The 12,285-nt window shown below is 70.4% G+C and carries 12 protein-coding genes and 1 riboswitch; of the genes, 7 read left to right on the forward strand and 5 right to left on the reverse strand.

What is annotated here, in order from left to right:
• The first annotated feature begins 30 nt into the window (after window positions 1–30).
• From QIY60_RS14990 to otsB, 3 genes are all read left to right on the forward strand, one after another.
• Entirely contained in the window at window positions 31–1,251 is a 1,221-nt protein-coding gene (locus tag QIY60_RS14990; protein ID WP_283145935.1) for an extracellular solute-binding protein, read from the forward strand.
• A 200-nt stretch (window positions 1,252–1,451) separates the two neighbouring features.
• Window positions 1,452–1,697, forward strand: coding sequence for a DUF3263 domain-containing protein (locus QIY60_RS14995; protein ID WP_283142890.1), 246 nt, complete (start codon window positions 1,452–1,454; stop codon window positions 1,695–1,697).
• A 50-nt stretch (window positions 1,698–1,747) separates the two neighbouring features.
• Window positions 1,748–2,590, forward strand: coding sequence for a trehalose-phosphatase (gene otsB / locus QIY60_RS15000; protein WP_283142891.1), 843 nt, complete (start codon window positions 1,748–1,750; stop codon window positions 2,588–2,590).
• A 197-nt stretch (window positions 2,591–2,787) separates the two neighbouring features.
• Here otsB and QIY60_RS15005 read toward each other — a convergent pair whose 3' ends face one another.
• Together QIY60_RS15005 and QIY60_RS15010 are read right to left on the reverse strand one after the other, a co-directional pair.
• Entirely contained in the window at window positions 2,788–4,188 is a 1,401-nt protein-coding gene (locus QIY60_RS15005) for a trehalose-6-phosphate synthase (protein ID WP_283142892.1), read from the reverse strand.
• Between the two features lie 75 nt (window positions 4,189–4,263).
• Window positions 4,264–5,211 (reverse strand): glucosyl-3-phosphoglycerate synthase, encoded by a 948-nt coding sequence (locus tag QIY60_RS15010; protein ID WP_283142893.1) that lies wholly within the window; start codon window positions 5,209–5,211, stop codon window positions 4,264–4,266.
• A gap of 152 nt (window positions 5,212–5,363) precedes the next feature.
• Window positions 5,364–5,491, forward strand: a riboswitch (SAM riboswitch).
• 17 nt (window positions 5,492–5,508) lie between these two features.
• On the opposite strand from QIY60_RS15010, the gene thrC reads away from it, so the two are divergent.
• The 4 genes from thrC (at window position 5,509) to groL (ending at window position 9,719) form a co-directional block, all read left to right on the forward strand.
• Window positions 5,509–6,795, forward strand: coding sequence for a threonine synthase (thrC, locus tag QIY60_RS15015; protein WP_283142894.1), 1,287 nt, complete (start codon window positions 5,509–5,511; stop codon window positions 6,793–6,795).
• Window positions 6,796–6,823: 28 nt separating this feature from the next.
• Entirely contained in the window at window positions 6,824–7,099 is a 276-nt protein-coding gene (locus tag QIY60_RS15020) for a MoaD/ThiS family protein (RefSeq protein ID WP_120722187.1), read from the forward strand.
• A gap of 461 nt (window positions 7,100–7,560) precedes the next feature.
• Window positions 7,561–7,764: a cold-shock protein gene (locus QIY60_RS15025; RefSeq protein ID WP_005315736.1), complete on the forward strand. Its 204-nt coding sequence runs from the start codon at window positions 7,561–7,563 to the stop codon at window positions 7,762–7,764.
• Window positions 7,765–8,096: 332 nt separating this feature from the next.
• Complete coding sequence (gene groL, locus QIY60_RS15030) at window positions 8,097–9,719, forward strand: chaperonin GroEL (protein ID WP_283142895.1); 1,623 nt, start codon at window positions 8,097–8,099, stop codon at window positions 9,717–9,719.
• 102 nt (window positions 9,720–9,821) lie between these two features.
• On the opposite strand, the gene QIY60_RS15035 is transcribed toward groL, so the two are convergent.
• The 3 genes from QIY60_RS15035 to QIY60_RS15045 form a co-directional block, all read right to left on the reverse strand.
• Complete coding sequence (locus tag QIY60_RS15035; protein ID WP_283142896.1) at window positions 9,822–10,298, reverse strand: hypothetical protein; 477 nt, start codon at window positions 10,296–10,298, stop codon at window positions 9,822–9,824.
• A gap of 61 nt (window positions 10,299–10,359) precedes the next feature.
• The gene (murQ, locus tag QIY60_RS15040) at window positions 10,360–11,277 is read right to left on the reverse strand and encodes an N-acetylmuramic acid 6-phosphate etherase (protein ID WP_283142897.1); all 918 of its coding nucleotides are present in this window, start codon (window positions 11,275–11,277) and stop codon (window positions 10,360–10,362) included.
• A gap of 41 nt (window positions 11,278–11,318) precedes the next feature.
• Window positions 11,319–12,239, reverse strand: a complete 921-nt coding sequence (locus QIY60_RS15045) for a MurR/RpiR family transcriptional regulator (protein ID WP_283142898.1) — start codon at window positions 12,237–12,239, stop codon at window positions 11,319–11,321.
• Window positions 12,240–12,285: the final 46 nt, after the last annotated feature.

Here is a 12,285-nt window from a genome sequence, read left to right on the forward strand (position 1 = left end):
GGTCTGACGGCGGCGGTTGCCGCACTCGGAATGGCGGCCGCGGGCCTCACCGGCTGCGGCAGCGACAGCGGCTCCGGCAGCGTCACCCTCAAGCTGGTCGCCGCCGACTACGACATCGCGGGCGGCAGCAGCACCAAGGCGTACTGGCACGACGTCGTCGCCGACTTCGAGAAGAAGAACCCCGGCGTCAAGGTCGACGTCTCCGTCTACTCCTGGGACGTCGTCGACGCCAAGGTCGCGGAGATGGTGAAGGAGGGCAAGGCCCCCGACATCGCGCAGATCGGCGCGTACTCCGACTACGCGGCGGCCGGCAAGCTCTACTCCGTCGACCAGGTGCTCTCCATCCCCGTCCAGGCGAACTTCCTGGCGCCGCTGGCGGACGCGGGCGAGATGAAGCGCGTCCAGTACGGCATCCCGTTCGTGGCGTCGACCCGGCTCCTGTTCTACAACCAGTCGCTCTTCGACAAGGCGCACATCAAGCCGCCGCAGACGTGGGCGCAACTGGCGGCCGACGCCAAGGCGCTGAAGGCCAAGGGGGTCAAGACCCCGTTCGCGCTGCCGCTGGGCAGCGAGGAGGCCCAGGCCGAGACGATGATGTGGATGCTGAGCGGTGGCGGCAGTTACGTCAACCAGATCTCCGGGTACGACATCGACTCGCCCGAGAACATCAAGACCTTCAACTGGCTGAAGAAGAACCTGGTCGAGGAGGGCCTGACCGGGCCCGTCGCACCGGCGAAGCTGAACCGCCAGGCGGCCTTCGACGCGTTCGCCAAGGGCGAGGTCGGCATGCTCAACGGCCACCCGTCGCTGATGGAGCAGGCCAAGAAGAAGGGCGTGAAGTACGGGATGGTCCCGCTGCCCGGCGCCGAGGGCAAGGCCAAGGCGTCGATGGGCGTGGCCGACTGGATCATGGGCTTCAAGCAGAACGGCCACCGCGAGGAGATCGGGAAGTTCCTCGACTTCACGTTCAACGACCGGAACGTGCTGGCGTTCGCGGACAAGTACGACCTGCTGCCCGCGACCCGTACGGCGTCGCAGACCATGCAGAACGACGGCAAGCACCCGGAGCTCAAGGAGTTCCTGGCCGCGCTGCCGACGTCGGAGCTGCCGCCGATCGGCAAGACGTCGTGGCCGAAGGTGAGCGAGACGATCAAGAAGCGGATCGGCGGGGCGGTGTCGCCGGAGGGGGACCCGCGGTCGGTGCTGGAGGGGATCGCGAAGGTGGCGACGGAGGCGGAGTCCGCGGAGTAGGTGGGCCCGGGGTTCGTCTGCGGGTTGCCTGTGGCTGGTCGCGCGGTTCCCCGCGCCCCTGGAAGCGCCCCTTCGGGGCGCCCAGGGGATTGCCGCGCAGCGGCATTTTTAGGGGCGCGGGGAACTGCGCGTTCAGCCCCCACCGGCCCGCAGACGAACCCCGCGCCCCTTGTATGCGCGTCAGCGATACGTTGGCTTGTATGACTGACCACGACGAGGGCGGGCTGAGTGAGCGGGCTCGGGCCGTGCTGGCCATCGAGCGGCGGTCCTGGGCCGGGCCCGGGGCCAAGGAGCGGGCCGTACGGGAGCAGCTGGGCATCTCTCCGACGCACTACTACCAGCTCCTCAACGCCCTGCTCGACGACGAGCGGGCGCTGGCCCACGACCCGGTCACGGTGAACCGCCTGCGCCGGATACGCGAGGCCCAGCGCGAACGCCGCGCATAACCGCTCTCCCGCCATGGCTGTGATCCCGCCCGCGCCGCTAGGGTCGTGCCATGGGCAGCCAACCGCACCCCCTGCCGACCCCTGCCACCTCCGCCGGACGCGAGGCGCTCGCCGCGATCCTGGCCGCGCCCGAGCGGGCCGTGATCGCCCTCGACTTCGACGGCACGCTCGCCGAGATCGTCCCCGACCCCGAGCAGGCGCGCGCCCACGCCGGCGCCGTCCCCGCCCTCGCCGCCCTCGCCCCGAAGGTCGCCTCGGTCGCGGTGATCACGGGGCGTCCGGCGGGTGTGGCCGTACGGTACGGGGGGTTCGCGGGCGTTCCCGGCCTGGAGCACCTGGTGGTGCTCGGCCACTACGGGGCCGAGCGCTGGGACGCGGTGTCCGGGACCGTGGCCGCGCCCGCCCCGCACCCCGGGGTCACGGCCGCGCGGGCCGAGCTGCCGGGGGTGCTGGATGCGCACGGGGCGTGGCGGGGGACGTGGATCGAGGAGAAGGGGCAGGCGGTCGCGGTGCATACGCGGCGGGCCACGGACCCTTCGGCCGCGTACGCCGCGCTGCGGGATCCGTTGGCCGCCCTCGCCACCCGGCACGGCCTCATCCTTGAGCCCGGGCGGCTGGTCCTGGAGCTGCGTCCTCCTGGCATGGACAAGGGGGTGGCGTTGGCGGAGTACCTGCGGGAGGTGGGGGCGGGGTCCGTCCTGTACGCCGGTGACGACCTCGGCGATCTGCCCGCGTTCGCCGCCGTCGAGAAGCTCCGTTCGGACGGGGTGCCGGGGCTGCTGGTGTGCAGCGGGTCCACGGAGGTGCCGGAGGTGTGGGAGCGGGCGGATGTGGCGGTGCCGGGCCCGTCGGGCGTGGTCTCACTCCTGACGGCCTTGGCGGCCGTCCTTTAGAGGCCCCCACCCCACCCCTTCCCGAAAGCCTCCGGCGGTTGTCGTTCGTCTGCGGATCGTGCTGGGTTGCTCGCGCAGTTCCCCGCGCCCCTAGGTAGTTAGGGGCGCGGGGAACTGCGCGACCAGCCACCCACGGCTCGCAGCCGACGAACCCGGCCGTCCGCCAGAGGACTTTCGGGAAGGGGTGGGGTGGGGGATTACCCCTCGCGCAGCGCCGTCAGCTGTTCCAAGAACCACTGCCGCGGCGGCAGCGCCGTCGCCGCCGCGGCCAGCCGCTTCGTCCGCTCCCCCCGCTCCCCCAAACCCATCGACAACGCCTCGTGAAGCGCAGCCGCCGTCCCCATCACGTCGTACGGATTCACCCCCACCGCATCCTCCCGCAGCTCCTCCCACGCCCCCGCCTCCCGCGACAGCACCAGCACGCACCCCTCCTCCGACACCACCGGCACCTCCTTGGCCACCAGGTTCATGCCGTCCCGGATCGGGTTCACCAGGGCCACGTCCGCCAGCCGGTACGCCGCCAGCGACCGCGCGAAGTCGTCCTCGACGTGGAGGAGGACGGGGGTCCAACCATCAACCCCGTACGTCGAGTTGATCTCATCAGCCGTCCGCGCCACCTCCGCCGTGTACTCCCGGTACACCGCCAGATCCTGCCGCGACGGGTACGCGAACGCCACGTGCACCACCCGCTCCCGCCACTCCGGGTGGTCCGCGAGCAGCTGCCCGTACGCCAGCAGCCCCCGCACGATGTTCTTCGACAGTTCCGTGCGGTCGACCCGCACGATCGCCTTCCGGCCCGCACCGATCTGCTCCCGCAGCGCGGCCAGGCGCTCGTCCACGTCCGGCTCGTGCGCGCGCCGCCGCAGGAACTCCGCGTCCGCGCCCAGGCCGTACACCCCGATCCGGGTGGAGCCGGTGCCGCCGACCACGTCCGCGCAGCAGCGCGTGAACGCGTCCGCCCAGCGCCGCGTCAGGAAGCCGAGCCGGTCCGCGCCGAGCATCCCCCGCAGCAGCTGCTCCGCCACGTCGTCCGGGAGCATCCGGAAGTACTCCGGCGGCGCCCACGGCGTGTGCGAGAAGTGGCCGATCCGCAGGTCGGGGCGGAGCTCCCGGAGCAGGCCCGGCACCAGCGCCAGGTGGTAGTCCTGGACCACCACCGAGGCCCCCGCCGCCGCCTCCTCCGCGAGCGCCTGCGCGAACGCCCGGTTGTACGTCTCGTACGCGCCCCACCGACGCCGGAACTCCGCGTCGAAGACCGGCTCCAGGGGCGTCTGGTACAGCATGTGGTGGACGAACCACAGCACCGAGTTCGCGATGCCGTTGTACGCGTCCGCGTGCGTCCCCGCGTCGATGTCGAGCATCCGCACGCCCGCCTCTCCCACCCCGCGCCGCACGGCCTCCCGGTCGCCGTCGCCGAGCGCCGAGCAGACCCAGAGGGCGTTCGCCTCGGCGCCGATGGCGGACAGGCCGGAGACCAGGCCGCCGCCACCGCGCCGGGAGGTCAGCGTCCCGTCGGCGCCGAGGGCGTACGAGACGGGGCCGCGGTTGGACGCGACGAGAACCTGGGCAGCGACCTGGGCAGCGCGCGCGGAGACCATGGAGACGAACCTAGCCCGTCCCGGAATGCCTCAAACGTGCGAAGGCGAGGACCGCCCCCCGATACTCATCCCGTGTTACGCCGCCCGATGCACCGCGTACTCCCCGATTTCGCGCATCGGCGGCCGCTCCTCGGTGTCCACCGCGTACGTACGCGGCACGAAGCCGTCCTCGCCCCGCTCGAACTGCGTCAGCGTCGGGCGCACCAAGTGGGCCCGGGAGAGCCGGAGTTGGGCCGTGCGGTAGATCGCCGCGGCCATCCGGCCGAGCGCCTGGCCGTCCTGGTGGCGGTGTTTGCGCACGCCCACGTCGACCTGGGCCAGCGCGTCCAGGCCGACCGTGTGCAGCGCGTCGACGAGCAGGCCCAGCTCCACTCCGTAACCGACGGGGAACGGCAGCCGCTCCAGGAGCGAGCGCCGGGCCGCGTACTCGCCGCCCAGCGGCTGGACGAACCCGGCCAGCTGCGGCCAGTGCAGGTTGAGCAGGGGACGGGCCACGAGTTCGGTGACCCGACCGCCCTGACCTGGGGAGTCGCCGAACGGCCGGTCGTACATCGCCTTGACGAAGTCCACGTCCGGGTCGGTCAGGAGCGGCCCGACGATCCCGGACACGAAGGCCGGGTCGAAGTCCCTCAGGTCCGCGTCGACGAAGCAGACGACGTCACCCGTGGTGACCAGCAGGGAGCGCCACAGGACCTCGCCCTTGCCGGGCAGGGCCGGTATCCGGGGCAGGATCGCGTCCCGGTGCACCACCCGGGCGCCCGCGGCGGCCGCGACCTCGGCCGTACGGTCGGTGGAGCCGGAGTCGACCACCACCAGCTCGTCCACCAGCGGCACCGCCGCGGTCATCAGCTCGCGCCGGATCGCGGCGACGATCTGGCCGACCGTGGCCTCTTCGTCGAGCGCCGGCAGGACGACGCTGACCGTGGTGGCGCTGCGGCGCTTGGCGGCCAGGATCGCGTCCAGCGTGCGGTCGGCCGCCGACCAGGAACGCCTGCTCAGCCAGCGCTCCACCTCTTCCAACACGGGCCGGAGCCTCCTCTGTGATCCATCTCGCGGTTCGGACGACTATCTCAACCGTCCGGGCCTTCGGTTACAGTCTTGAACAACGCGGATGACCGTCGCATGTCGGGGTCGTCGCGCGAACAAATGCCTGGGTCCTGGACCCAGTGCCACAGCGCTCATCCAGAGGGACTGAGGGAACGGCCCGTTGAAGTCCCGGCAACCCTCCTGCCGACCGCGAGGTCACGGTGGGGAAGGTGCCAATTCCGTCTCATGGCGAAATGCGCCATGGGGAAGATGAGGAGAAAGGGCCTCGCCATCATGGCTGTGCACACCGTCGCCAATGCCGCCACCACTGTGAACCTCGGTCCCGCCGTCGCGCTTTCCTGCCGGGAATGCGGCGAGCGGTTCGACCTCGGCCCCATCTTCGCCTGCGCCCTGTGTTTCGGGCCGCTCGAAGTCGCGTACGACCTTCCGACGGGTGACCCCGAGGCGCTGCGCCAGCGTATCGAAGCGGGCCCGGACAACATCTGGCGCTATGCGCCCCTGCTGCCCGTTCCGGCCAATGTGGCTGAAAAGCCTAACCTGAATCCGGGATTCACCAAGCTCGTCAAGGCCGACAACCTCGCCCGCGAGCTGGGCGTCACCGGCGGCCTCTACGTCAAGGACGACTCCGGCAACCCGACGCACTCCTTCAAGGACCGCGTCGTCGCGATCGCCGTCGAGGCCGCCCGCGCCTTCGGCTTCACCACGCTCTCCTGCTCCTCCACCGGCAACCTCGCGGGCGCGGTCGGCGCGGCCGCCGCCCGGGCCGGACTGCGCTCCTGCGTGTTCATCCCGCACGACCTGGAGCAGGGCAAGGTCGTCATGGCCGCGGTGTACGGCGGCGAGCTGGTCGGCATCGAGGGCAACTACGACGACGTCAACCGCTTCTGCTCGGAGCTCATCGGGGACCCGCTCGGCGAGGGCTGGGGCTTCGTGAACGTGAACCTGCGCCCGTACTACGGCGAGGGCTCCAAGACGCTCGCGTACGAGATCTGCGAGCAGCTCGGCTGGCGGCTGCCCGACCAGATCGTCATCCCGATCGCCTCGGGCTCGCAGCTCACGAAGATCGACAAGGGTCTCCAGGAGCTGATCAAGCTGGGGCTCGTCGAGGACAAGCCGTACAAGATCTTCGGTGCTCAGGCGGAGGGCTGCTCTCCGGTGTCCACCGCCTTCAAGGCGGGCCACGACGTCGTCCGGCCGCAGAAGCCGGACACCATCGCCAAGTCGCTGGCCATCGGCAACCCGGCGGACGGCCCGTACGTCCTGGACATCGCCCGGCGCACCGGCGGCGCGGTGGAGGACGTCAACGACGAGCAGGTCGTGGACGCGATCAAGCTGCTCGCCCGGACCGAGGGCATCTTCGCCGAGACGGCGGGCGGCGTGACGGTCGGTGTCACACGCAAGCTCATCGAAAGCGGGCTGCTCGACCCGGCGCTCACTACTGTCGTCCTCAACACGGGGGACGGCCTCAAGACCCTGGACGCCGTGGCCCCGACGACCGGCCCGACCGCGACGATCCGCCCGAGCCTGGACGCGTTCCGCGACGCGGGCCTCGCCCACTGACCCACCGGCCACGGAAAGGCAGCACACCATGAGCGTCAACGTCCGCATCCCCACCATTCTCCGTACGTACACCGGCGGCAAGGCCGAGGTCGCGGCCGAGGGTGCCACCCTCGCCGAGGTCATCGCCGACCTGGAGAAGAACCACACCGGGATCGCCGCCCGGGTCCTGGACGACCAGGGCAAGCTGCGCCGCTTCGTCAACGTGTACGTCAACGACGACGACGTCCGCTTCGAGCAGGGCCTGGAGACGGCGACGCCGGACGGCGCCGGGGTCTCGATCATTCCCGCCGTCGCCGGAGGCTGACCATCGAGCACAGTGCGGGCGGCTGCTGAACATAGGCCGAACATCGGCGCGCCACACGCACAGTTACCTGAATTGCCCCCTCCGCAAGCTAAGCGGAGGGGGCAATTCAGTGTGGTTGAGCGCGGTACAGTGGGGAAGTCCCCGTCGTTGTGCGTGCCACGTGCATATGAGAACGCGACGAACCGGCGTCGAGAAGCAGTCAAAGTGTTCGAGCATATTGCTCCTTAAGTGCGCTTTGCCCGGCCCGACTTGCCCCGGAATGCTGAATTTCGCGGCATTCCGCTCTTCACCCCTGCCCGGAATTCTCGTCCGATTGACCTGTTGCAGAGGGCAGTTGGGCAGATACATTCAGCCGCGGTCGACGCGTTCCGGCGCACACCCTCTCCTGTCGGAGGGTGGAGGTCTGACCCGGGTCCGCGAAGTGCGGTCCCGTGCAAGGGCCAGTAATAGGGGAGTTAGGCATGGCTCAGGGCACCGTCAAGTGGTTCAACGCGGAGAAGGGGTACGGCTTCATCGCGGTCGACGGTGGTGCGGATGTTTTCGTCCACTACAGCGCGATCCAGATGGACGGCTACCGCACCCTTGAAGAAGGTCAGCGAGTCGAGTTCGAGATCTCGCAGGGCCAGAAGGGTCCGCAGGCGGACATGGTCAAGCTCGCCGTCTGATCTCGGCGCGATCGGCCACCGACGCATACAGGCCCGTGGGGCCCGCATCCTCTGTAAATGGATGCGGGCCCCACGTGTGTGTCCGGGGCCCGGACTCCCCGCCCCGGAGGTGGCCGGGACCCGGCCGGGTCGGTGGGACGGTCTTGCACTCTCCTGGGCCGAGTGCTAATCATTGGCGTTAGCACTCTCCGAGTGAGAGTGACAGAACCAGGATCGGGTCGGTGAGGTCCGCAAGCCGCGTGGGGCAAGGAACCACAAGGCGCGCAGGCCGTCCGTCGCGGGCGCTTCCTCGATCCGGAGCAATCCACCCCTGTCCGGGAGGACCACTTCACATGGCCAAGATCATCGCGTTCGACGAGGAGGCACGGCGCGGTCTCGAGCGCGGGATGAACCAGCTCGCCGACGCCGTCAAGGTCACCCTTGGCCCCAAGGGCCGCAACGTCGTCCTCGAGAAGAAGTGGGGCGCCCCCACGATCACCAACGATGGTGTTTCCATCGCCAAGGAGATCGAGCTCGAGGACCCGTACGAGAAGATCGGCGCCGAGCTGGTCAAGGAAGTCGCCAAGAAGACGGACGACGTCGCCGGTGACGGTACGACCACCGCGACCGTCCTCGCCCAGGCGCTCGTCCGCGAGGGTCTGCGCAACGTGGCCGCCGGCGCCAACCCGATGGCTCTGAAGCGCGGTATCGAGAAGGCCGTCGAGGCCGTCTCCGGTGCGCTCCTGGAGCAGGCGAAGGATGTCGAGACCAAGGAGCAGATCGCTTCGACGGCCTCCATCTCCGCCGCCGACACCCAGATCGGCGAGCTCATCGCCGAGGCGATGGACAAGGTCGGCAAGGAAGGCGTCATCACGGTCGAGGAGTCCCAGACCTTCGGTCTGGAGCTCGAGCTCACCGAGGGCATGCGCTTCGACAAGGGCTACATCTCGGCGTACTTCGCGACCGACATGGAGCGCATGGAAGCCGCGCTCGACGACCCGTACATCCTGATCGTCAACTCGAAGATCGGCTCGGTCAAGGACCTGCTGCCGCTCCTCGAGAAGGTCATGCAGTCGGGCAAGCCGCTCCTGATCATCGCCGAGGACGTCGAGGGCGAGGCCCTGTCGACCCTGGTCGTGAACAAGATCCGCGGCACCTTCAAGTCCGTCGCCGTCAAGGCCCCGGGCTTCGGCGACCGCCGCAAGGCGATGCTGAACGACATCGCCATCCTCACCGGCGGCACGGTCATCTCCGAGGAGGTCGGCCTCAAGCTGGAGAACGCGGGTCTCGACCTGCTGGGCCACGCCCGCAAGGTCGTCATCACCAAGGACGAGACCACGATCGTCGACGGTGCGGGTGACAGCGAGCAGGTCGCCGGTCGCGTCAACCAGATCCGCGCCGAGATCGAGAACTCGGACTCGGACTACGACCGCGAGAAGCTCCAGGAGCGCCTGGCGAAGCTGGCCGGCGGCGTGGCCGTCATCAAGGCCGGCGCCGCCACCGAGGTGGAGCTCAAGGAGCGCAAGCACCGCATCGAGGACGCCGTTCGCAACGCGAAGGCGGCCGTCGAGGAGGGCATCGTCGCCGGTGGTGGCGTGGCCCTGCTCCAGGCCTCCTCGGTCTTCGAGAAGCTGGACCTGTCGGGTGACGAGGCGACCGGCGCCAACGCCGTGAAGCTCGCCCTGGAGGCCCCGCTGAAGCAGATCGCCGTCAACGGTGGTCTTGAGGGCGGCGTCGTCGTCGAGAAGGTGCGCAACCTGGCCGTCGGCCACGGTCTGAACGCCGCGACCGGCGAGTACGTCGACATGATCGCCGAGGGCATCATCGACCCGGCGAAGGTGACGCGTTCCGCGCTGCAGAACGCCGCGTCGATCGCCGCGCTGTTCCTCACCACCGAGGCCGTCATCGCCGACAAGCCGGAGAAGGCCGCCGCGGCCGCTCCGGGCGGCATGCCGGGCGGTGACATGGACTTCTGATCCCCTCCGGGATCAGCGGCTCCATAACGCTGTACGCCGAGGGCGGCACTCCTGTTCGCAGGGGTGCCGCCCTCCGGCGTGTCCGCAGGCTTTCGGCGCCGGTCAGCAGGTGCCGTCCGTGACCCGGGCCCCGATCACCGCCTTGCCGCCGCCGAAGGGGCTGACGGTGAGGTGCATGCAGAACGCCGCGTCCGTGCCGGAGCCGGTGATGTCGTACGCCGACGGGTCCTTGCCGTGGCCGCGCAGCACGAGCGGGTCGGTGAACCACTGGGCCGCGCCGGTGTTCTTCATGGCGTCCTCGATGGTCCGCGCGTAGCCGATGCCCGAGTACGCAGCGGACGGATCGAAGTTGGGCTGGGTCGTCCCGTCCAGGTCGTGCGCCGCCTGGTGGGCGGCGTCGCGCAGTTCGCCCGTGCTCCAGTTGGTCTGGTCGTTCACGACGAAGAAGGCGACGGCGACGAAGGCCAGGGTGAGGAAGATGAGGGTGAGGCCGACGGGGCTGGCGGGGTTGTAGCCCCAGCGCCCTCCCCAGCCGACCCTGATGAAGACGGGTTCGGGTTCGCGGTCGGACGCGGTCATGACGAGATCGTAAGGCTGGGGCGGCGTATGGGAGTTGCCGCCCCGGCTCGCGGACGGGCGGCTACGTCAGCGCCGTGCGCAGATGGCCGTCCGCCCGCTCCAGGCGGCGCGTCGCCGTCGCCGCGTCCACGTCCGCGAGGAGCATCAGGATCGCCGTCTTCACCTCGCCGCCGGCGGCCGCGAGGGCCGACTCGATGTCCTCGTCGCCCGCGCCCGTCGCCAATGAGACGATCCGCCGCGAGCGGGCCCGCAGCTTCTCGTTGGAGGCCCGTACGTCGACCATGAGGTTCCCGTACGTCTTGCCGAGCCGGATCATCGTGATCGTCGAGATCATGTTGAGGACGAGCTTCTGGGCGGTGCCGGACTTGAGCCGGGTGGAGCCGGTCAGCAGCTCCGGGCCGACCACGACCTCGATGCCGTGCTCGGCGGCGGCGGCCAGGGCGGACCCGGCGTTGCAGGCGAGCCCGATGGTCAACGCCCCGCGCGCACGGGCGTGTTCGACGGCGCCGACGGCGTACGGGGTGCGGCCGGAGGCGGAGACGCCGACGACGGTGTCGAGGGAGCCGAGCCCGAGCCGGTCCAGATCACCGGCGGCCAGCTCTTTCGAGTCCTCGGCCCCTTCAACAGACGTGGCGATGGCGTCCGGCCCGCCCGCGATCAGCCCGACGACTTGCGAGGGGTCGGTGTTGAAGGTCGGCGGGCACTCGCTGGCGTCCAGGACGCCGAGCCGCCCGGCGGTGCCCGCGCCCGCGTAGACGAGCCGCCCGCCTCGGGCCATCCGCTCGGCGGTGGCGTCGACGGCGGCGGCGATCCGCGGCAGCTGCGCGGCGACGGCGGCCGGGACGGTGGCGTCCTCGGCGTTCATGAGGCGGGCGATCTCGGCGGTCGGCAGCCGGTCGATCTCGGCGAGCTCGGGCCGGAACGCCTCGGTGGTCAGTGCGGCCAGCTGGGCGCGGAGTTCCCCGTACGTGGAAGTCATGGGAGCGCTGCTCTTTCCGTACGTGTGCGAGGCACCCGGGGTCAGCGGGTGCGCGGGCTGTGGCGGTGGGCGAGCGCCTCGTAGGAGGCGGCGAGCGCGGGGGCGGCCGTCTCGTACGTGCGCTGGGCGATGCCGATGAACAGGCAGTCCACGACGAGGAGTTGGCTCGTCCGGGACGACATCGCGGCCGGGCGCAGCTCGCTCTCGCGGGCGGTCGAGGTGGTCAGTATGTGGTCGGCGTACTGGGAGACGGGGCCGTCGGGACGGCCGGTGATGGCGATGGTGGTGGCGCCCCGGTCGAAGGCGACGCGCAGCGGCTCGATGACGTCGCCGGTCGAGCCGGAGTGGGTGATGGCGACGGCGGCGTCGCCGGACCGCAGCTGTACGGCGTTGGTGACGGCGAGGTGCGGATCGGTGTGGGCGTGCGCGATGAGCCCGATCCGCAGCAGCTTCTGAGCGAGATCCTGCCCGACGAGGGAAGAGGCCCCCACGCCATAGATATCGACGCGGCGGGCCTGTGCGAGGGCGGTGACGGCGGCGCCGAGCTGGACGGTGTCGAGCGCGGCGGCGGTGTCGGCGAGGGTCTGCTGCTCGTCGTAGGCGAGCTTGGCGACGACGTCGGCGATCGGGTCGTCCACGGCGATGTCGGCGGTGACGGCCGGGGCGCGCCCCGACTGCTGCTGGGCGGCGAGCCCGGCGAGCGCGAGGCGCAGATCGCGGTAGCCGGGGTAGCCGAGCAGCCGGGCGGTGCGGACCACGGTGGCCTCGCTGGTGCCGGTGAGCTCGGCGAGGCCGGTGACGGTGAGGGCGGCGCACCCGGCGGGGTCCTGGGCGACGGCTTCGGCGACGCGCTGCATCGAGCGGGTCATGGACGGCGCGAGGGTGCGGACCTTGGCGGCGAGGGCGGCGGGGACGGGCGGGGCGGCGTCCCCGATGAAAATTTCCTTCACGTCACGAGTCACCTTTGAAAGATATTTTCGCAGGTGGGGCAAGGTCAACCCTTTGACC

The organism is Streptomyces sp. BPTC-684, assembly GCF_030028635.1.
Classification (GTDB): Bacteria; Actinomycetota; Actinomycetes; order Streptomycetales; family Streptomycetaceae; genus Streptomyces; species Streptomyces noboritoensis.